The sequence below is a fragment of the Bacillus sp. MSP13 genome (genome assembly GCF_000815295.1).
In the GTDB taxonomy this organism is placed as follows: domain Bacteria; phylum Bacillota; class Bacilli; order Bacillales; family Bacillaceae; genus Bacillus; species Bacillus vallismortis.
The window spans coordinates 15,982-35,797 of the sequence record NZ_JXAQ01000002.1 but is presented as its reverse complement, the minus strand read 5'-3'; the positions used below and the strand labels follow the sequence as shown (position 1 = coordinate 35,797).

The 19,816-nt window shown below is 41.8% G+C and carries 21 protein-coding genes and 1 pseudogene; 6 read left to right on the top strand and 16 right to left on the bottom strand.

The features are described 5' to 3' along the window. The first annotated feature begins 58 nt into the window (after nt 1-58). Nucleotides 59-709, top strand: coding sequence for a spore coat protein (locus tag SC79_RS00315; RefSeq protein WP_039073373.1), 651 nt, complete (start codon nt 59-61; stop codon nt 707-709). On the opposite strand, the gene SC79_RS00310 is transcribed toward SC79_RS00315, so the two are convergent. Beyond that, nucleotides 641-1,609, bottom strand: coding sequence for a hypothetical protein (locus tag SC79_RS00310; RefSeq protein ID WP_039073372.1), 969 nt, complete (start codon nt 1,607-1,609; stop codon nt 641-643). The two genes, SC79_RS00315 and SC79_RS00310, sit on opposite strands and share 69 nt — an antisense overlap. Nucleotides 1,610-1,731: 122 nt before the next feature. Continuing rightward, nucleotides 1,732-2,310, bottom strand: coding sequence for a YhcN/YlaJ family sporulation lipoprotein (locus SC79_RS00305; protein WP_039073371.1), 579 nt, complete (start codon nt 2,308-2,310; stop codon nt 1,732-1,734). A 149-nt stretch (nt 2,311-2,459) separates the two neighbouring features. Here SC79_RS00305 and SC79_RS00300 point away from each other — a divergent pair, with 149 nt between their 5' ends. The 3 genes and pseudogenes from SC79_RS00300 to SC79_RS00290 all read left to right on the top strand — a co-directional run bounded on the left by SC79_RS00300 (nt 2,460) and on the right by SC79_RS00290 (nt 4,337). Then, nucleotides 2,460-2,900, top strand: coding sequence for a hypothetical protein (locus SC79_RS00300; RefSeq protein WP_039073370.1), 441 nt, complete (start codon nt 2,460-2,462; stop codon nt 2,898-2,900). 563 nt (nt 2,901-3,463) lie between these two features. Then, entirely contained in the window at nt 3,464-3,793 is a 330-nt protein-coding gene (locus SC79_RS00295; RefSeq protein ID WP_010327757.1) for a PadR family transcriptional regulator, read from the top strand. Next, a pseudogene (locus SC79_RS00290) lies at nt 3,768-4,337 on the top strand (DUF2812 domain-containing protein). The gene SC79_RS00295 and the pseudogene SC79_RS00290 overlap by 26 nt, the downstream one beginning before the upstream one ends. A 248-nt stretch (nt 4,338-4,585) precedes the next feature. Here SC79_RS00290 and tcyP read toward each other — a convergent pair. Then, nucleotides 4,586-5,977: an L-cystine transporter TcyP gene (gene tcyP / locus SC79_RS00285; RefSeq protein ID WP_039073369.1), complete on the bottom strand. Its 1,392-nt coding sequence runs from the start codon at nt 5,975-5,977 to the stop codon at nt 4,586-4,588. Nucleotides 5,978-6,148: 171 nt separating this feature from the next. On the opposite strand from tcyP, the gene SC79_RS00280 reads away from it, so the two are divergent. Next, complete coding sequence (locus SC79_RS00280; RefSeq protein ID WP_039073368.1) at nt 6,149-7,228, top strand: diguanylate cyclase; 1,080 nt, start codon at nt 6,149-6,151, stop codon at nt 7,226-7,228. A gap of 2 nt (nt 7,229-7,230) precedes the next feature. Here the strand turns inward: SC79_RS00280 and SC79_RS00275 are convergent, their stop codons facing one another. Beyond that, nucleotides 7,231-8,061 (bottom strand): MetQ/NlpA family ABC transporter substrate-binding protein, encoded by an 831-nt coding sequence (locus SC79_RS00275; protein ID WP_039073367.1) that lies wholly within the window; start codon nt 8,059-8,061, stop codon nt 7,231-7,233. Nucleotides 8,062-8,493: 432 nt separating this feature from the next. On the opposite strand from SC79_RS00275, the gene cspB reads away from it, so the two are divergent. Then, nucleotides 8,494-8,697: a cold shock-like protein CspB gene (cspB, locus tag SC79_RS00270; protein ID WP_003224086.1), complete on the top strand. Its 204-nt coding sequence runs from the start codon at nt 8,494-8,496 to the stop codon at nt 8,695-8,697. A 91-nt stretch (nt 8,698-8,788) separates the two neighbouring features. On the opposite strand, the gene SC79_RS00265 is transcribed toward cspB, so the two are convergent. The 12 genes from SC79_RS00265 to prkA all read right to left on the bottom strand — a co-directional run bounded on the left by SC79_RS00265 (nt 8,789) and on the right by prkA (nt 19,809). Continuing rightward, entirely contained in the window at nt 8,789-9,730 is a 942-nt protein-coding gene (locus tag SC79_RS00265) for an ABC transporter permease (protein ID WP_039073366.1), read from the bottom strand. Next, nucleotides 9,723-10,640, bottom strand: a complete 918-nt coding sequence (locus SC79_RS00260) for an ABC transporter ATP-binding protein (RefSeq protein ID WP_010327751.1) — start codon at nt 10,638-10,640, stop codon at nt 9,723-9,725. The genes SC79_RS00265 and SC79_RS00260 overlap by 8 nt, the downstream gene beginning before the upstream one ends. 21 nt (nt 10,641-10,661) lie before the next feature. Beyond that, nucleotides 10,662-11,360 (bottom strand): ABC transporter ATP-binding protein, encoded by a 699-nt coding sequence (locus SC79_RS00255; RefSeq protein ID WP_039073365.1) that lies wholly within the window; start codon nt 11,358-11,360, stop codon nt 10,662-10,664. A gap of 1 nt (nt 11,361) precedes the next feature. Further along, nucleotides 11,362-11,727, bottom strand: a complete 366-nt coding sequence (locus tag SC79_RS00250; protein WP_010327749.1) for a GntR family transcriptional regulator — start codon at nt 11,725-11,727, stop codon at nt 11,362-11,364. Between the two features lie 2 nt (nt 11,728-11,729). Continuing rightward, nucleotides 11,730-12,491 (bottom strand): hypothetical protein, encoded by a 762-nt coding sequence (locus tag SC79_RS00245; RefSeq protein ID WP_039073364.1) that lies wholly within the window; start codon nt 12,489-12,491, stop codon nt 11,730-11,732. A gap of 164 nt (nt 12,492-12,655) precedes the next feature. Continuing rightward, complete coding sequence (locus SC79_RS00240) at nt 12,656-13,030, bottom strand: hypothetical protein (protein WP_039073363.1); 375 nt, start codon at nt 13,028-13,030, stop codon at nt 12,656-12,658. Nucleotides 13,031-13,042: 12 nt separating this feature from the next. After that, nucleotides 13,043-13,573, bottom strand: coding sequence for an NAD(P)H-dependent oxidoreductase (locus SC79_RS00235; RefSeq protein WP_010327746.1), 531 nt, complete (start codon nt 13,571-13,573; stop codon nt 13,043-13,045). Between the two features lie 22 nt (nt 13,574-13,595). Next, complete coding sequence (locus tag SC79_RS00230) at nt 13,596-15,194, bottom strand: MFS transporter (protein WP_039073362.1); 1,599 nt, start codon at nt 15,192-15,194, stop codon at nt 13,596-13,598. Nucleotides 15,195-15,234: 40 nt separating this feature from the next. Further along, nucleotides 15,235-15,900: an HlyD family secretion protein gene (locus tag SC79_RS00225; protein ID WP_082022490.1), complete on the bottom strand. Its 666-nt coding sequence runs from the start codon at nt 15,898-15,900 to the stop codon at nt 15,235-15,237. A gap of 38 nt (nt 15,901-15,938) precedes the next feature. Next, nucleotides 15,939-16,397, bottom strand: coding sequence for a MarR family transcriptional regulator (locus SC79_RS00220; RefSeq protein WP_039073361.1), 459 nt, complete (start codon nt 16,395-16,397; stop codon nt 15,939-15,941). A gap of 159 nt (nt 16,398-16,556) precedes the next feature. Next, nucleotides 16,557-17,735 (bottom strand): sporulation protein YhbH, encoded by a 1,179-nt coding sequence (gene yhbH, locus SC79_RS00215; protein WP_010327742.1) that lies wholly within the window; start codon nt 17,733-17,735, stop codon nt 16,557-16,559. A 178-nt stretch (nt 17,736-17,913) separates the two neighbouring features. Continuing rightward, nucleotides 17,914-19,809 (bottom strand): serine/threonine protein kinase PrkA, encoded by a 1,896-nt coding sequence (prkA, locus tag SC79_RS00210; RefSeq protein WP_010327741.1) that lies wholly within the window; start codon nt 19,807-19,809, stop codon nt 17,914-17,916. Nucleotides 19,810-19,816: the final 7 nt, after the last annotated feature.

Sequence of the window (19,816 nt, the reverse complement as noted above, 5' to 3'; positions counted from 1 at the left end):
AAACGAGGCAGACTGTCACAACATATAGTCGATCTGAAAAAAAAAGGAGGAATTCGGTTTGGATCAGTTAAATCAGCAGCAATCCCAAATGGGCAAAGGTATCCCTGGCAAGCCTCATAAAAATCACGGCGGACATGAAATGTTTGATATGCACGAGGTGCTTTCAGGTACACTTAATGTCCTTGACCAGTTTACGATGCTGAAACAATTTTGTAAGGATCAGGAATTAGTAAACATCCTTGATCGTCAACATCAATTCATTGCGTCTCAATATAACTTAACTGCAGAATGCTTTAAAACAGGAAACGAGCCTTCACAAAAAACTGCAACTTATATGATGAAGGAAGACAATCAGACTGTTTACGGCATGCAGCCGTCAAAGCCTAAAAAACCTGTTCAATCCATGAATGATATTGATGACAGCATTATCAGCCGACAAATGCTTTGCACTGTTAAAGCACAGGCTTCCATGCTGACAATGGCTTCTCTGGAAATGACGAATCCAGCCGTAAGACGCGTATTGTCCGCTCAGATTCAACAGTATGTTGAAATGGCTTTCGAAATTTTCCTATACCAAAACAAACACGGCTATTACCAAGTTCCTCAGCTAGATGCGCAAGACATGGAACAAATGAAAAACTCATTTGCGCCTGCACAAGGACAAATGCCTCCAACTCAAGGCGGTATGAGCCAACAAGGACTTCATTAATAACAAAGGCATTGGATAGGATCTATCCAATGCCTCACTGTTTTCATCAAACCTTTTCTTGAAATCTTTTTCAAATTGATCAAGACTTTCATTTGTTGCCGATTTAAACCCTTTTGTAAAATCCCCTTTTTTTGCCGTTTCCTTTATCACTTCAGAAATAATGTCTTTCCCGTATTTGTCCGTCAGCTCATTGACCATATAAAAGCTTTGCAAATAGACATCAGTGTCATACTCGACGCGGGCTTCCTGCCAGTCTTGGTCTGTCTGCAAACGGTCAAAGGGCACGACAGAAAACGTGACCGGGTCTATGAGCAATTCATAGTTCGCAATCCACTCGCTTAACCCTTCATGAAACCATAACGGAAACGCTTCTGGATCTGCCTCAAGCTCCTTCAATTTCTGATGAAACGCATGATGCGTATATTCATGGATCAACAATCTTTGATACAAATAAACCGCTACCTCGTCACCTTCTAAAAGCTTCTTTTCCTCTTCAGGCAACAATCCGATCAGCTGCTCCCGCTCAGAATAAAAACCGACAACATCCAATAAACCGGAGTAATCCTCCATCAGTTTTTCATTAGGAAAAAAAATAATATCAATAGGCTTTTGATTCGAATATCCAATCATAATCTGATTAATACTGACCGCATATTCAAGCGTTTCTTTCGTCAACGGCAATAAGGACTTTTCCTTGGAAGTGTAATAAATATCGGCCTGTTTGAATGACTCTTTTTTCATGTGCTTCGTCACTTGTTCTTTCGTTATACCAGATGCCTGCCCTGGCAAAGACAGTATATACAACGTGCTTGATACGATGGCCGAGCTTACAGCCAGCATCACAAGGACTCCGCACAGGAATAGAGCGGATGCCGCACGCTTTCCTATGCCATCCCGCAAACGTCTCCCTCCCTGAGCCGGTCCGTCTTGTACCTTTTATTTTCACTCTATGCAGCAAGAGTTTGCGGTGTGCCATTCACGCCAAAAAAGCCGCACAAATTGTGCGGCTGCTTTGTTCATTCTTATTCAGGTTGCGGGAATATACGCTGTACAGTTTCACTGAATTCATCGAAAAACCCTGCAACTGGATCGCCATTTTGTATCCGTTCGCCATATCCCTGCATTCGGTCTACAAAGTCTGGGTTGGCTGAAACATAGACATTATCCATGTTTTTATCAGTGTCTTTTACTTTTTCGGAAATTTTCTTTTTCAGATCCTGTCCAACTTCTTCTTTTCCATTTTTCAATACAACTGCAACATACGCTTGATTTCCTGCAACGATGACATTTGCTCGCTCTACTTCTTTCATATCAGAAATTTTATCAGCAGCATCGTCAGCAACTTCTAATTGCCGATTATCATTCCCATTGTTATTGCCGTTATCGTTAACATTATCGGTTACATTATTATCGACATTGTCACGATTGTTATTGACATCGTTAATATTTCCTCTGCCATTATCGTTCACTGGATTGCGGTAGTTAACGTTTTCTGGATTTGCTTGATCACGTCCGCCCTCACCCTGATTAGCCATACCGCAGCCAGTCATAAGCAAAGGGATAAGAAGCAAGGACGCAAGGGCTTGTTTTTTTCCAAGCATGTGAATTCCTCCTTTATCACTTTACCTATAGGTTTTTCTAACCAGCCTTAATTATGCATGTAAATCTGAAGGAAATGCTTTCCCGGGAAATAAAACGGTTAATTTGTCTAATGAAGGGGAACATATGAATACACCAAGAAGGAGGGATTATGTTGTTCAATCGGCGAAAAGGAATCAGTCCCGCAGCATTGGTGATAGGCTCAACTATGCTTATTGCTGCTTTATCACCTCAGATCCGGAAAAGAGTCAGCGGGTTTATCACAGGACAAATGAACAGACGGAATTCTGATAATAAGATGTTTGATGCTGCTAATGTAGGAAACATGGTCAAACAAGTATTGGGCGGCGGTAATCAACAGGAACGTTCGCAACATCAAAGCCAGCGGCAAAATGGCCGGCAGCATCAGCATGCCGAACAGCAGAAAACACAGCATCAGCACACACAGTCACAAACTAGGCAAACGGAGACAGCTGCGAAAAAAAGACAGCCTCACTACGCTGAACCCGTTCATTTCGACCAAAGCGCAATGAACGTTATGGATGATAACACCATGATGGGAATACTCGAGGATTTAGAACCCGGCCGTTAAAAAACGTGTCATTCAAGATAGATTGCATAATGGTTCAAATCGTTAATTTTGCTTTTCATTTTCTTGTTTTTTATTTTCCTGCCTGTTTCAGAGTACAATGGGTAGCATTTAAAAAAATCCTTCTTGCGTGAAATAAACGTTTGAAGGATTTTTTATTTATGCTGCCACTGAATCCAAAGCAATCTTTATCGATCCATGTTACTCCCGACATTAAAAAGTGAAGCAAGAACACTAGATAAAACTGTTACTGCTAATATAACCCGTCTGAGTTTCATTAATTATATTCACTTTACGTTGATATTCCTGTTTCTGATGAAAAACTGCGCTACTTCAATCGTATTCTAAACGTTCATTCATTTTCATTGAATCAAAATATACATATGTCCATTAAATAATTCATACAAAAAGTCGCTTTCCCTTACGTAAGGAAAGCGACTTTTCAGGTTGATTTCCCCCTTGTTATCAAGCTTTTACTTTTGAAAATATTGTTGACTATTCAGTTGAACTGTATTACGCTTTTATTAAGTTGAACTATATAGTTGAACTGAAGAGAGGGTGAGAGTATGAAACATAAATTATTACCGTTGTCTGAAACGATGCATTATATTTTACTAGCTCTGCGTGAACCACTCCATGGCTATGCCGTCATGCAGAAAATAGAAAAGATAAGTAACGGTACTGTTATGTTAGCAGCCGGTACACTATACGGTGCAATTGAAAACTTGAATAAGCATGGTTGGATTGAACCTGTTGGAGAGTCAGGCCGGAGAAAAGTTTATATGATAACTGCGGAAGGAAGCACCATTTTGAAAATGGAACAAAACAGGTTATTGCATATTTTATCCCTGTACGAAGGAAGTGAATCAAATGAAGAAAATGAAGATGTTTTTTGATATTGAAAAAGAGGAGCAATGGCTGAACGAGCAATTACAAAAGGGTTATCGTTGTACCAATATTAGCGGATTAGGCATATACTCTTTCAAAAAAACTGACAAGAGATATGTGATGCGACTTGATTATCAGGATTAATTACCTAAGAAAAAATTGGTCGAATACAAAGGGATATATGAAGACTTCGGTTGGATGTATATAAATGGATCCTGGCTTAGTGGAATACGATATTGGCAAAAAGAGGATGATGGTCAAACTGAAATCTTCTCGGATCGCCAATCAAAGTGTCATTATTATAAAAGATTGATGAATTATTCTTCTGGTTTAGGTTTACTGTGTTTGTTTTTTTCTTACATGATTTACAAGGATTCAGGTTTATATTTAACTGAAGGTCTTTGGAGTATGAAAGGTGCATGGTTTTGGAAAGCATTTTTATTTGAAACTCCATTTGCTCTTTTGAGGTTGCTTCCCGCCCTTATGTTTGCTTTCTTTGCCAGCAGTTTCTACAAAGCGTATCGAAAGCATTCAATGTTAAAAGAACAATAATGAGAACATGCATTTACCACAGTCAGGCGCGCTTCTTTCATTCGTGGCTGAAATTCAGAAACCACAACATATCGCCGAAAGCCTCTTCAAGAATGTCTTGATCATGATCTAGACGAAATCCTTCTGAACCCAATTACTTCTGGACAGTGGAATAAAAGCATAAAAAAAGAACCCATGAACCCTTTACATGACAGGGTTCATGGGTCTTTTATTGAAATGAACATCAAAACGAAGCGGGTTACACGCTGTTACGCTTCTTCAGCTTCAATCACTCTGGATTGATCATTGAATACATCTGTATCAATTTCCTTTGTGATCTTACTCGTAATAAGGCCTGATGTCATGCTGCCGCTGACATTCAGAGCAGTACGCCCCATGTCGATTAAAGGTTCGATTGAGATTAATAAACCGGCGAGCGCCACAGGCATATTTAATGATGATAAAACAAGAAGCGCTGCGAATGTCGCTCCGCCGCCAACTCCGGCAACACCGAAGGAGCTGATGGCCACGACTGCGATAACTGTGATGAGAAACACCGGATCAAACGGATTCTGGCCGATCGTCGGGGCAATCATCATTGCCAGCATCGCAGGATAAATGCCGGCGCATCCATTTTGCCCGATCGAAAGGCCAAACGAACCGGCAAAGTTGGCGATTCCTTCCGACACGCCCATGCTTCTCTGTGTTTTAATATTCAGCGGCAAAGCACCCGCGCTTGAGCGTGATGTAAATGCAAATACAAGTACAGGCAGCGCTTTTTTCAAATAAACAATCGGGTTCAAGCCGCTGAACGTCAGCAACAGCAAATGTATGATAAACATTGCGATTAACGCGGCATACGAAGCAACCACAAACATACCTAGTTTCAAAATGCTGTCAATATCACTCGTTGCGATCGTTTTGGTCATAATCGCCAGCACTCCATAAGGCGTCAGGCGCAAAATAAGGGTGACGACACGCATCACAATGGCATAAACGGCATCAACCAGCTTTTTAAACGTTTCCGCCTGTTCCGGCTGTTTACGTTTTACGCCGAGGAATGCCATTCCAAGAAAAGCCGCAAAAATAACGACAGCGATCGTTGAAGTCGGTCTAGCTCCTGTAAAATCTAAAAACGGGTTTCCTGGCAGCAATTCCACAATCTGCTGCGGCAGCGTTTTTGCTGCCATATCCTCTGATTTCTGCTCAAGCTCCTGTCCCCGCGAAAGCTCGGTATCTCCTTGGTCAACCTGGATCGCCTGCAAATCAAAAGAAAGCGCGGACGCAATACCTACAGCTGCAGCTACAGCTGTTGTTGCCACTAAAATCCCGATAATTAAACCGCTGATTTTCCCAAGGTTTTTTGTCAGCTTCAGCTTTGTAAATGCACCGAGGATTGAAATAAAGACGAGCGGCATAACAACCATTTGAAGCAATTTGACATATCCGCCCCCGGCAATATTAAACCAGTCGGCTGTTTGAATGACTATATTTGAAGTCGGGCCGTAAATCAGCTGAAGCGCAAAACCGAATACAATCCCCAGCCCCAGCGCAGTAAATACACGTTTAGAGAAGGAAACATGTTTTTTCTGCATAGCAAAAAGCCCTAAGATAAGTAACAATAAAATAATTACATGTAATACGACTAGTAAAGTCTCCAAAGCAGGTAAACTCTCCCTTCAAATTTTCTTTTTTACTATATTACACTAATTCCGATAGGTCAAGTACGAATTATTCCAACTTATGTTCCAAGGAAAAAAAACCTTATATAATCCTTTTTTGTTCTTTTCTTTCCCTTGTATCTTTAGTACCTTATATAAAGGTGATAACATTTGCTGAAAGAACTGTTTGTAAACTTGACCATTTTAATCACATTTAATTATTTATTCACCCACCTGTTTAAAGAAAGGTTAGTGCATAAAAAAGACAGCATATCCTTCCAAGCTGTTAAAGGACTGGCCTGCGGTTTGCTCGGGGTTATTCTGATGTTTTTCGGATTGGATTACCAGCATTCAATCATTGATCTTCGACATATCCCTATTATGATTGCCGCTCTTTATGGGGGCTGGGTTTCAACGGCAACGGCTTTGGTTGTGATTGCCGCAGGCCGTATGCTGATTGCTCTAAACACATCTGCGATATTTTCGATGATTATCATTTGTATCGCTGCCATCCCGCCACTCATTGTTTCTAGAAGAAAAAAAGTTCAATTAAAACACGCTTTCTATCTTTTAATGATCACAAACAGTATGATCTCCTTTTTCTTTTATTTTCTTATAGATCTGCATTCATATGAACTTCACTTATATTTTTGGGTCACCTCATTAGCGGGCGGCATGCTCAGTTTATACATTATTGAGCATGAAACAAATGCACATCTGCTTTTTAAGCAATATAAATTTCAAGCGCACTTTGACTTTTTGACGGGCATTTATAACCGAAGGAAATTTGAAGTGATCACAAAATCCCTGTATGAACAGGCGGCCAATAACCCGCATTTTCAATTTGCGCTGATTTATATAGATATCGACCACTTTAAAACCATCAATGACCAGTACGGACATCATGAAGGAGATCAGGTGCTAAAAGAACTGGGGTCTCGTCTGAAGCTGAGCATCCGAAACACTGATCCTGCCGCACGGATTGGCGGCGAAGAATTTGCCGTGCTCCTGCCAAACTGTACGCTTGATAAAGCAGTCAAAATCGCGAAACGGATTAGGCGCAATGTCAGTGATACACCGATTGCATTAACAAATGGCGAAGAACTGTCAGTTACGATATCATTAGGAACCGCTCATTACCCCAATAATACGAAGCGTCCTGAATCTCTGACGATTCTTGCCGATCAAATGCTTTACAAAGCGAAAGAAACAGGGCGGAACAAAGTATGTTTCTCAGAAAAAAAAGAATGAATTCAATGTACGAATTCATTCTTCCAATCTGAAAGACGTTTCAAAGGCAGAAAAGCCGGGACAAGGTCCCCCTGATATTTTTTTTCTATCAATGCCGCTGTATCATCAGCTTGATAGAGCTCGAGAATGGTTTGCAGTGCTTCCCGATCCTGATCCTCCGTTCTGACAACAATCAAATTCATCTCTTCCTCAGACATGAACCCGCCGCTCTTTATAGCATGTTTCCCCTTCTGCAGCCCCGCTTTTTTAGCTTCAGAAGGTTTCATGACAAACACGTCGGCGCTTCTCACAGCATCCTGTTGCCGGACTGCCTTCAATTCCAGGTGTCTCGGATTGTTTTTGATCATATCGGCTGAACCTGTTCCGTTAAAGCCGTTTTTCAGCGTTAGCAATCCCGCCCCCTGAAGCACCGTAAGCGCCCTGCCAAAATCGAACGCCTTATCCGGAACAGACACCACAGCTCCGCGCGGTATATCTTGAATTGAGCCAAATCGTTTTGAATAAATGCCCATAGGCGTTATGTATGTTGTGCCAAGCGGCGCCAGCTTATGTTTGTATTTTTCAGTGAACGACCGAAAATATGAAATGGTTTGCAAGGCATTGGCATCAATTTCTTTGTTGGCAAGCGCGATATCAGACTCCGCATAATCAGAAAAAAAGATCAGTTCAATATCCAGCCCCGCCTCTTCTGCCTTCTCGGCAATATAATTCCATATTGCCTCGTCAGACTCAGCAATACCGATTTTTATCGATTCATGTTCTGCCGACGGTGAGCATGCAGTGACTGAAACGAGCAGAATAAAAACAAAACTGCATATAAGCCACTTTTTCATTGTGACCATACCCCTATCTATGTATTAGAGCATGCAATCAATATTAGACCTAAAAATCGCTCTCTTTAGTTGATAAACATTGTCATTTGCCATATTGATAACTTTTACCTTACGCATATCCAGTAGGGTTGTCAATTCCTATTATATTCTCTTCCCATAAAGAAAGCATACCCAATACAAACGTTTGATCACGTATCGAAAAAGCAGATGAATCTCCGTGAATAAATATCAAATCGAAAAATAAATATGTTGTTTTCCGAAAAAGTTTCATTTTGCAGTTGTTTTTTCTGAAGATTACTGGTAGAGTAAAGGTAATTATTTTTGTTCGAACTATCTTTAAGAAGAAAGTTTTGTAAGAGTTTTCGTCTTGAAAGTTTGTTAAGAGCAAGAATAGTGAATTTAAGCGTTATGATCGCTTTAGGAGGAAATTTCATGTTAGAAGGTAAAGTAAAATGGTTCAACTCTGAAAAAGGTTTCGGATTCATCGAAGTAGAAGGTCAAGACGATGTATTCGTTCATTTCTCTGCTATTCAAGGCGAAGGCTTCAAAACTTTAGAAGAAGGCCAAGCTGTTTCTTTTGAAATCGTTGAAGGAAACCGCGGACCACAAGCTGCTAACGTTACTAAAGAAGCGTAAGCATAAATTGATATGAAAAACTGCAGGTGCAAGCCTGCAGTTTTTATTTCGATAAAAAAGCTGTTTTGCTTATGCAAAACAGCTTTTTTCATTAGTTCGCAATATCCCGTTTCATAAAGATTCCAAAAGCAAGCAGCAGGAAGACAACAAAGTAAACTGCCAGCATCACAATGGAGAAAGTCAATGTCATCCCTTCTACCAACGGTGAGCCCTCTACATATTGCATTAAACTAACATTGGCAAATAAAATATACTTCGCCCAGTCAAATTTCAACGCAATAAATGCAGTGGCTGTCGTACCCGTTACCAACAAAAAGATGGAAAAGCCTACTGCTAGAGAGCTGTTTCTAAAGACAGCCGACAGCATAAACGCCATCGTTGCGATCATTAAAGCTGCAACAGATTCTGAGAGATACGTTTTCGCCAAATATCCCATCATGTTTTGCTCAATGACATGGCCGTCCTTGTAGATTAAATGAACATTCGCAGCAGTGTCCCCGCCTGTCCCGAAGAAGATCAGCCCTAATAAAGCAGACCCCATAAATAAAATAAACAGCAATAAAAACCCAAACAGGAGAACTGTAATATATTTAGAGAGCAAAATCTGAAAACGGCTGAGTGGCCGGATCATTAACAGCTTAATCGTTCCCCAATTAAATTCGTTCGCGACAATTCCGGCTGCGATAATAATGGTGAATAGACCGGTAAGGATTGTAAAACCCGCTGAATCCGTTACATAAGACCAAACAGTATACCCTGCGTCATCAGGGATGTTATGTTCAATACGATAGTTGTTGACTGTAATTGTTTCTTCATAGCCATCTTTCAGTGAAGGATCTTCTTTGATTTCTTTTTTCAACGCGGCATTTTCCGCCTGAAGCGTTTGTTTCCATTTCGGATTTGCTTCATCGGATGTAAAGTGGTTTGTTAAAAACGCCCAGCCAATCATTGTTAAAGCCAGAATCCCAATCATTACCCATGTTCCGGCACGGCTGAAAATTTTGACCCATTCATTATAAATCAAATTAAGCATGTTGAACCTCCTCTTTTGCTTCTCCTGTTACTTCTAAGAAACGGTCCTCTAATGATTTAGCCTTTACTTTTACTTCATAAATCCGGATTTGCTGCATCACTAGCAATTCAATGGCCGCAGGAACTTCGTCTTTAGACAATTTGACTTCTATACCGTTTGTCTTGCCAACCAACTCATACTCCTTTAGAACAGAAGCAGCTTCATTCGGCTGCTCAACATTGAAGAAATATGTATCTTTTTCATCAGTGAGATCATCTTTTACATTTTGAATATCGATAAGCTTCCCTTTTTGCAAAATCGCAATTCGGTCACACATCAATTCCATTTCTGAGAGCAGGTGGCTTGAAACGATGACAGCCATTCCTCTTTCTCGCGTCAGTTTTTTTAAATGATCTCTGATTTCCCTGATTCCGGCCGGATCAAGGCCGTTTGTCGGTTCATCCAAAATGAGCACTTTCGGATCATGAAGAAGACATTGCGCCAAGCCTAGACGCTGTCTCATCCCTAGTGAATATGTTTTCACCTTGTCATGGATTCTGTCCGTTAAACCGACTAGTTCAATGACTTCATCAATTTTTTCCTTCGTAACGCCCTTGACCATCCTTGCGTATTGCTGGAGATTTTTATATCCACTTAAGAATTTATACAGCTCTGGGTTTTCTACGATCGCCCCAATATGCTTAATCGCCTTGGCGTACTCTTTCGTAATGGATTGGCCGCAAATAAGCACATCACCTTTTGATAGTTTCATTAATCCCACCATCATCCGGATGGTCGTCGTTTTCCCTGCTCCGTTCGGCCCCAAAAAACCGAATACTTCGCCTTCACGAATCGAAAAACTCAGATGATCAATAATCGTTCGGCCTCTGATGTTTTTTGTTACATTTTTTAACTCTAACACTGTCTTCATCATGTTCCTCCTCATTCTTTTCTAGTAAACTTCCATTTTTGATTGAAACCACTGCAAAACAGACATGCCTTCCTGCTCACGAATCTCCTCCACATCACGCTGCGCGACTTTCTCTCCATTGGCAAGCACGATGACTTCGTCAAGCAAGGTTTCTATTTCATCAATCTCATGTGTGGCGATGACGACAATCTGCTGCTCAAAATCAATGTACGAAACCAGACTGTTTACGATAGAGTCCCTGACCATCGGATCAAGCCCGGAAAAGGGTTCATCAAGCAAGATGACGGATGCCCTTCTTGCTAAAGCAAGGACGATTTTCAGCCTTCCCCGATTTCCTATTGATAACTTTTTGATCTTTTTTTCTGGATCCAGCTGCATCTCATTCAACAGCTTATACGCTTGGTCGATTTGAAAATCAGGAAATTGTGACTGATAAAAATTCACCATATCCTTTACAGTAAAGTGCGGATAAAACATATCAAGCTCTGTAAGATATGCCGTTTGACGCACCATATCTCTCGTAATTGGCTCTTCATCCGCTTTCACGAATCCTGAAGTCGGAAAGAGAAGGCCAGCCATCATTTTTAAGGTCGTTGACTTTCCGCTGCCGTTTGGACCAATCAAACCATAAATCCGTCCGGATGATAAAGAGATCGATACATCTTGAACAGCGGTGTGGCGGCCGTATTTTTTTGATACATGTTCTAAAGTGATTTCCATCTCAATCTCCCTCAGTGAATGTTTTAATCCTTTCCACCATATCTTCTTTCGTTAGCCCCAGCTCTGTCATTTGCTTCACAAAGCCTTCCAGCACTTCTCGTGTCAGCCTGTCTTTCAGCTCATCTACGATGTCTGCTTTCTCCGCAATAAACGTCCCTTGACCTCTTCTTGTCTCCACAATACCCAGCCTTTCCATCTCACTGTATGTTCTTTGAATTGTATTGGGATTTACCTTGGTTTGAATCGCCATTTCTCTTACAGAAGGAAGCTTGTCTCCTGGAAGCAGCTCCTTCCTGACCAGCCGATAAAAAATCTGGTCAGCAATCTGCAAATAAATCGGTTTTGAAGACTGGAAATGATTGTCCATATTCACACCTCAATTTTACGATCAAGCAGTTTAGAAGCCGCGATAAGCAGCAGGATTGTGATAACGATGGCGATAGGAAACCCAAGCACGGATAGATGTATCGGTTTTAATTCCACACTCCAAACGTCACGTAATTGGAAATCAAAATCACAATAAACGGTTACAGGCCAGAAATGCTTTTGAGATACCACTAGAGGGCTTATGATGTATTCATCGAAGAAGTACCACACCCCGGCCAGCAGTCCCATCGCAGCCCAACGCAACCCGCGCCAATTTTTAAGCGAGTGAAAAACACTCCAAAACACAATCACTGTCACTGACATATATAACGAAGAAATAAGACCATATATATTCAGCAAAATCGGTGTACTTGTTAAATCAGCTTGATGCACCAGCAGGTTTTTCACAGAGAGCATATGATGAATCCATATGCCATAAGCGGTTAATGCCAATTGAATGAGAAACTGATAGAGCAAAGATGCAGCCAATTTGGAAGAAAGCAGCCGGAAGCCGCCATTTGGATTGTACAGCCAGAGCTGTGATTTCCCTTCTTTGTGGAGGTGCATATACACAAAAACAGGGGATAAGAAAAGCAGAAAAAAAGCAACTGCAGCAAAGAAACCTAAAATGACAAGCGGTTCTTTCGTGCGAGAAGCTATGATATGACCTGTCCCCAAACAGAATATGATTCCGCAACTCCATACTAGCAGCCATATTCTCGAAAGTTTTATATCTTTCTTTAGCAGGCCTATAAAAGAACCCATGTCTTTCCCTCCCCGGAAACCACTTCAGTGTATGAGTAACATAGTACACTAGATCTAGTCAAAATACAACTTATTCCATGGATTTATTTGATAAAAAATCATAATCCATACATGCTAACAGCAAAAAAGGCAAATCCGCAGAATAAACGGATTTGCCTTTTTTATCACTTATTCTTGTTTTTCATGGAAAGCAGCACATTTCGATAGCTGCTGTCCTGCATTTTGTCACTTGTCTCAGTGACCTCTTCTTCTGCCTGATCTTCATCAGAATGCTTAAACTTTTGCAGCGCCTGCCTGTAAATATCATCACCCATTGCGTCCCGTTTCTCTTTTGGAGAATCGTTTTCCACAACGGCTGGTGTATGCTCGGCCGCTCTTGCTTCAGCAGGGTATTGCGCTTCGCTATTCCCCTCTTCTGGAGGGGCGATTCTTTCGGTTTTTTCTTGCTTCTCGGGTCCAGCTGAGGCGTTGCGGACGTTAAATGTAATAAGAGCCGCAATGACTATGACAGCAGCAATAATTGCTAGAATAATGGCCATTTTAACCTCTCCTTACTGTCCTGCTGTTAGGTTTCCTGTGACTTGGCTGACGCGTCTTCCTAAGGCGCGTCCAAGCTGAATACCTTCCTCAGACATTAACTCATCACTGTCAACCGGACAAGTGACGCCTGCCCCGTAATAAGAGCCGTACAGCGCGTTTTCCGGCACGTTTCCAGGCAGGCCGACAACGATCATGCCTTGGTGGAACATCGGTGTCATCAAGTTGTGCATTGTCATTTCCAAGCCGCCGTGTGTTGTTGCCGTTGTGCAGAAAACAGCGCCGACTTTGTTGATTAGCTCGCCTTCAGCCCATAAGTAGCCAAGTCTGTCGATCCAAGCCTTCAGACCGGAGCTAATTGTCCCGAAATGACCAGGGCATCCCCAAATAATCGCATCCATATCTTTCAGCTTGCGGATATCAGCCTGATCGACATGGTCGATCAGCACCTCAGCCGCCTCGTTTTCTTTCGCGCCTTCAGCAATCGCTTCTGCAAGAGCCTTTGTGTGTTCACCTTCACTATCATACACTACATAAATTTTCATTCAGGAAACCTCCTTGTACAGATTAAGATTCCTTCACTTCTTTAGGAGCCGGAAGCAATGAAAGCTCCTCTTTTTTCTTTTTACGCAATTTATCTTTTCTGACGTCACGCAGGAAGATACTTAAAATTAATCCTGCTACGCAGAATAATGTTGCCCACATAAAAGCGTCATTAATCCCCATGACGTTTGAATCGAGTGTCGCGTGTTTATAAATATGAGAGTAGACATACGTTTTCGCTGTCTCGTAGGAAACATTCATATTCACCATAATATTCGAAACTGCATTTTGGAACGCATGGAGGAAGTTCGGGTCCGCCGTGCTTGTTTTATCTGCAATTTGTGAGTAATGGAGTGTCGTACGGTTTGTATAAATCGTCGTGATTAAGCTTGTACCGATTGATCCGCTGATTTGGCGAAGCGTGTTGCTCATCGCCGTACCGTGGCTGTTCAGGCGGGCAGGAAGCTGGTTCATCCCCGCTGTCATAACGGGCATCATCAAGAGTGACATACCGAAGGCACGGATTGAGTAAATCAGCATGATGTGTGTATACGGTGTATCAATCGTTAATTGCGTATATTGATATGTTGTAACCACTGTCACGAGAAGTCCGATAATCGCGAGCGGTCTCGGGCCGAATTTATCAAACAAAATACCTGAGATCGGTGACATGATCAGCATGACAATCGCACCCGGAAGCAGAAGCAGCCCGGATTGCAGCGCCGTAAAGCCGACAAGATTTTGCAGGTAAATTGGCAGCAGGAACATACCAGTGTACAGCGCTACTGTAATGATGATATTAATGACACTTGATAGTGAGAAAATATCATATTTAAACACTCTGAAATCAAGCATCGGATCGTCATGGCGCAATTGCTGAACAACAAAAGCAACAATGGCTATGACACCAATAATAACTGTAGACAGGACGATCGGATCTGTCCAGCCGTCAGAACCTGCTTCACTGACTCCGTATAGCAAGGAGGCGAATCCGACAATGGAAAGAATCGCTCCAAGCGTATCGAGCTTGATTTTTTGCGGCTCCACCATGTTTTTAAAGATGAAGAAAGCCACAATAATAATAATGGCACCGATCGGCACAAGGCCGTAAAACATAATGCGCCATGTATAATTCTCAATGATCCACCCAGAAAGAGTCGGGCCCACCGCAGGAGCAAACATCATCGCAAGTCCGAAGATCCCCATTCCTTTCCCCCTGCTTTCAGGAGGGAAGATAAACAGAATGGTTGTCATCACGAGCGGCTGCAAGATACCTCCGCCCACGGCCTGAATCAAACGGCCGACCAGCATTGTGGAAAAGTTAGGTGCGATACCGCAGACTAATGTTCCGAGTGTAAAACAAAACATGGCGACGAGAAAGAGACTCCGTTGGCCAAATCTTGTAATCAAGAAGGCAGATAATGGAATCAAAACACCGTTAACAAGCATGTAACCTGTTGTGAGCCACTGAATCGTCGTTGCACTTACACCAAATTCAGTCATTAAGTGCGGCATTGCGACGTTAAGCAGCGTTTGGTTGAGTATTGCCAAAAACAACCCTGCCATTAGCACAATCAGCAATGACTTTGGGCTTTTTGCTTTATTTTCTTTGCCTATAGCCATCTAAGACAACCTCCTTTCATGGTTTGATGACTGATCTGTTTTACTCAGAAATCTTAACAGATGCATTCATACCAGGAAGCACCTTATCAGATGGGTTTTTGATTGAGATTTTCACTGGAACCTTTTGTGTAACTTTTGTATAGTTTCCGCTTGAATTTGTAGATGGAAGCATATCAAAAGTTGAATTTGTCGCATAACCGATCTCTTCTACAGTCCCGTCAAATGTTGTATTAGGATCTCCATCAACGACTACGTCTACACTATTACCTACTTCAACATCAGCAATATCTGTTTCTTTAATATTCGCAGTGATGTAGAGGTGGTCCATGTCAATTGTTTGGGCAATTGTTGTGCCAGCTTGTACTGTTTGTCCGTTTTTCACTTCGTTTTTCACAATTGTTCCATCCATGATGGATTTTACGTCAACAGATTGTTCACCTTTAATTTTTGCGACTGTGTCTCCTTTTTTGACTGTTTTTCCTTCTTCAAGGTCCCAGTCAGATACTTTGCCTGCTGCTGGTGCTGTAATGGCAGCCATATCGCCGGCTACTTTCGCTTCGTCTGTTTTGATAAAGTTTGTGCTTTGATAATAGTAATAAGCACCTCCGCCTATAATTGCAAGAACAACAATCAAACCGATAATGTTGGTCAGAATTAAACGTCCTCTATTCATTTTGTTTTCTCCTTTCGTTTCATCCTCTATCATTTTGCGGAACGCTGGTGAAATATGTGAGAAGTTTTTCATTACCGCTTTTCTGAACAGCCTTCAGCAAGCATCGTTAAGCTTCCGGCAAGCTTACGCAAATATTGAAGCTGGGATGTATCAAGCTTTTGGTACAAACCCGCGCCCATTTTTGCATATTGTACAGCGGCTTTTTCGATCAGTTCTTCCCCCTCTTCGGTTAACTGAATCATGACGATACGACGGTCATCCGGGCTGTCAAATCGATTCATCAATCGGCGCTTATATAAAATATCTGTCATCCGCGTCACTGAAGCAGGTTTAAGATCAAGCGACACCGCCAGCTTGCTTAGCGGGGTGCTTCCGCTTTGATGAATTTTAAACATCAGCAAGTATTGAAGGACTGTAATATCAAAAGACTCAAGCACAATCTCCAATATCTTCTTCTGTTTTTTATAAATCGCCCGAGACGTATCGAAGAGCTGTTCAAAAGTGAGCAAAGCACGTTCTGATTCAGTCAACTCGTTTTCACCTCATTCCTCAATAATAGTTCACAAGATAAAATATTAATAAATGAAAGGAGATTTGTCAAAGGAAAAATGTCTTTTCTTCTCGTATTTTTTTCGCAACCGTTTTCTTACTTTTATTAAATTAAAAAAAGCCCTGGAATGGGCTTTTCATTACGAAAATTGGCGGCTTACGCCAGGCTCTTCATTTTTGAAAAAGTTCTTCAATGCCTGAAACACATCAGACTTCTGTTTTAAAATATAGTACTTAAATTTATCGTCTTTCACATTTTTGTATGCAGACATTAACGTTGAATGCCTGTTGTACTGATTGACCTCTCCGTAGCAGAAAAGATTCGCTTTCTTCATAATATCATTGACCAATTTCACACAGCGCGCGTTATCAGATGTGAGGTTGTCACCGTCAGAAAAATGAAACGGGTAAATATTATAGCGGGCGGGATCGTACTTTTCATTAATCAGTTCAAGCGATTTTCGGTATACGGAAGAACAGATTGTGCCGCCGCTTTCTCCCTTTGAGAAGAAGTCCTCCTCCGACACGACTTTTGCTTCTGTATGATGGGCAATAAATTCAATTTCTACAGTCTCATACTTCGTCCGCAAAAAACGGGTCATCCAGAAAAAGAAGCTTCTGGCCATGTATTTTTCCCAAACACCCATACTGCCGCTTGTATCCATCATCGCTAAGACGACAGCTTTTGACTCGGGCTTTGTTATGTCATTCCACGTCTTATACTTCAGATCCTCCGGGTAAATCGGATAGAACGATGGCTTCCCTGACATCGCGTTTCGTTTAAAAGCTGACATCATCGTTCTTTTCTTATCAATATTACCGGTTAACCCTGTTTTACGGATATCATTAAATTCAATATCTGTATGAATGATATTGTCCCGCTCTTTTTGCTGGAGATTCGGAAGCTCTAGTTGCTTAAAAAGCGCTTCTTCTAAATCCATTAATGAAACTTCTGCTTCATAATAATCCTCGCCTGCCTGGTCACCGGCGCCCTGCCCTTTTCCAGGTCCCTGTTTTTTGTCTGACCCATCCCGGGCCACAACATCCCCAACCTGGCTGTCGCCTTCTCCTTGCCCCACATGTTTATTTTTATCATAGTTATAACGGATTTTATACTCATCCAGTGAACGGATTGGGATCTTCACTACATCTTTTCCATTAGACATAATAATGCTTTCTTCAGTCACGAGGTCAGGAAGATTGTTTTTAATCGCTTCCTGCACTTTTTTCTGGTGGCGCTGCTGGTCGTCAAAACCTTTGCGATGGAGGGACCAGTTTTCCTCAGAAATCAAAAAATGGCCGCTGTCATTTTGGGACATGAATTCCCCTCCTTACCCATTTGTGGTCGTGATACATACGTATTCCTGCTTGTTTCAGATTATGAAACAAGTCTTTCAAAAGATTTATATTCATCATATGCACTCAAACACAGTTCATTGACAAACTATTTAGAAAATGGGACAAAATAACCCGCCCTATTCGGACGGGTCACGTTGCTTATCGGTTCAGCAGGCTGCCGACATATTTCAGCAGTTCATTGGCGCTCGTCGAGTTGTAGCCGTGCTCATCAATTAAACGGGCGACGACTTCATTTACCTTTTTCAGCTGCTGCTCATCCGGCGTTTTGGTTGAAGTCGTAATTTTAACAACATCCTTCAGATCAGCAAACAACTTTTTCTGAATGGCTTCACGCAGTCTTTCATGAGAATTGTAATCAAACCGCTTTCCTTTTCTCGCATAGGCCGAGATGCGGATTAAGATTTCTTCGCGAAACGCTTTTTTGGCGTTTTCCGAAATGCCGATCTGCTCTTCGATAGATCTCATCAGCTTTTCGTCAGGGTTCATTTCTTCTCCCGTCAAAGGATCGCGCAGCTTGTTTTTATTGCAGTAGGCCTCTACGTTATCAAGGTAATTGTCCATAAGTGTTTTTGCTGATTCTTCATATGAATATACAAACGCTTTTTGAACTTCCTTTTTCGCAATGTCGTCATATTCCTTGCGGGCGGCAGAAATAAAATTCAAAAATCTCTCCCTGTCCTCACTCGAAATGGAAGGATGCTGATCAAGACCTTCTTTTAAGGAACGAAGAACATCAAGTGAATTAATCGATTCCATATTTTTTCTGATAATGGTTGAAGAAATCCGGTTGATCACGTACCGCGGATCAATGCCGCTCATGCCTTCATCATGATATTCTTTTTTCATATCCTCAACGTCGACAGAATTATAGCCTTCTACACTTTCTCCATCATACAGTCTCATTTTCTTGACCAGATCAATATCTGATCGTTTCGGTTCTTTTAATCGGGTGAGAATCGAGAACATCGCAGCGACCTTCAACGTATGCGGGGCAATATGAACATCCGACACATCGCTTTCCGCGATCATTTTTTCATAAATTCTCTCTTCCTCAGACACTTTCAAATTATAAGGAACCGGCATCACAATGATTCTTGAGTGCAGAGCTTCATTCTTCTTATTAGAAATAAATGAGCGATATTCCGTTTCATTCGTGTGAGCTACGATCAGCTCATCAGCAGAAATTAACGCAAATCGCCCGGCTTTAAAATTCCCTTCCTGTGTCAATGAAAGTAAATGCCAAAGAAATTTCTCATCACATTTCAGCATCTCCTGAAACTCCATCATCCCACGGTTCGCTTTATTCAGCTCTCCGTCAAACCGGTAAGCGCGCGGATCCGATTCTGAACCGTATTCAGCAATGGTTGAGAAATCTATACTTCCCGTCAAATCGGCAATATCCTGAGATTTCGGATCAGACGGGCTGAATGTACCAATTCCCGTTCGTTTATCTTCTGAAAAAAAGATGCGCTCAACCTTCACATCCTCAATTCTTCCTCCGTATTCTTCCTCCAGTCTCATGACATTTAATGGAGATAGACTTCCTTCTATTCTAATGCCGTATTCTCTGTAAAAGTCATCACGCAAATGATGGGGGATTAAATGCAAAGGATCCTCGTGCATCGGGCAGCCTTTAATCGCATAGACAGCCCCATTATCCGTCAGGGTGTATGCTTCGAGACCTTTTTTAAGCATCGTGACCAGCGTTGATTTACCGCCGCTCACAGGTCCCATCAGCAATAGGATCCGCTTTCTGACATCAAGCCGTTTCGCGGCCGGATGAAAATACTCTTCCACAAGACGCTCAAGTGATTCCTCAAGCCCAAACAGCTCGCGGTCAAAAAAGCTGTACTTCTTCCGTCCGTCAACCTCCTCTATCCCGCTGTCTTTTATCATATTAAAAACACGAGAATGAGCAGATTGCGCAACCATTGGATTTTCTTTTATAATCTGCAAATAATCGGCGAATGTTCCTTCCCATTTCAGCCGCTGCTCTTCCTCTCTGTACTGTTCAATTTTCTTTAATATATCCATAAGGACC

Coding starts and splice junctions, on each gene's coding strand:
- SC79_RS00305 (WP_039073371.1), bottom strand. CDS start 2,310: ATGCTTGGAAAAAAACAAGCCCTTGCGTCCTTGCTTCTTATCCCTTTG.
- SC79_RS00300 (WP_039073370.1), top strand. CDS start 2,460: ATGTTGTTCAATCGGCGAAAAGGAATCAGTCCCGCAGCATTGGTGATA.
- SC79_RS00295 (WP_010327757.1), top strand. CDS start 3,464: ATGAAACATAAATTATTACCGTTGTCTGAAACGATGCATTATATTTTA.
- SC79_RS00275 (WP_039073367.1), bottom strand. CDS start 8,061: ATGAAAAAGTGGCTTATATGCAGTTTTGTTTTTATTCTGCTCGTTTCA.
- cspB (WP_003224086.1), top strand. CDS start 8,494: ATGTTAGAAGGTAAAGTAAAATGGTTCAACTCTGAAAAAGGTTTCGGA.
- SC79_RS00265 (WP_039073366.1), bottom strand. CDS start 9,730: ATGCTTAATTTGATTTATAATGAATGGGTCAAAATTTTCAGCCGTGCC.
- SC79_RS00260 (WP_010327751.1), bottom strand. CDS start 10,640: ATGAAGACAGTGTTAGAGTTAAAAAATGTAACAAAAAACATCAGAGGC.
- SC79_RS00255 (WP_039073365.1), bottom strand. CDS start 11,360: ATGGAAATCACTTTAGAACATGTATCAAAAAAATACGGCCGCCACACC.
- SC79_RS00250 (WP_010327749.1), bottom strand. CDS start 11,727: ATGGACAATCATTTCCAGTCTTCAAAACCGATTTATTTGCAGATTGCT.
- SC79_RS00245 (WP_039073364.1), bottom strand. CDS start 12,491: ATGGGTTCTTTTATAGGCCTGCTAAAGAAAGATATAAAACTTTCGAGA.
- SC79_RS00240 (WP_039073363.1), bottom strand. CDS start 13,030: ATGGCCATTATTCTAGCAATTATTGCTGCTGTCATAGTCATTGCGGCT.
- SC79_RS00235 (WP_010327746.1), bottom strand. CDS start 13,573: ATGAAAATTTATGTAGTGTATGATAGTGAAGGTGAACACACAAAGGCT.
- SC79_RS00230 (WP_039073362.1), bottom strand. CDS start 15,194: ATGGCTATAGGCAAAGAAAATAAAGCAAAAAGCCCAAAGTCATTGCTG.
- SC79_RS00225 (WP_082022490.1), bottom strand. CDS start 15,900: ATGATAGAGGATGAAACGAAAGGAGAAAACAAAATGAATAGAGGACGT.
- yhbH (WP_010327742.1), bottom strand. CDS start 17,735: ATGTCCCAAAATGACAGCGGCCATTTTTTGATTTCTGAGGAAAACTGG.
- prkA (WP_010327741.1), bottom strand. CDS start 19,809: ATGGATATATTAAAGAAAATTGAACAGTACAGAGAGGAAGAGCAGCGG.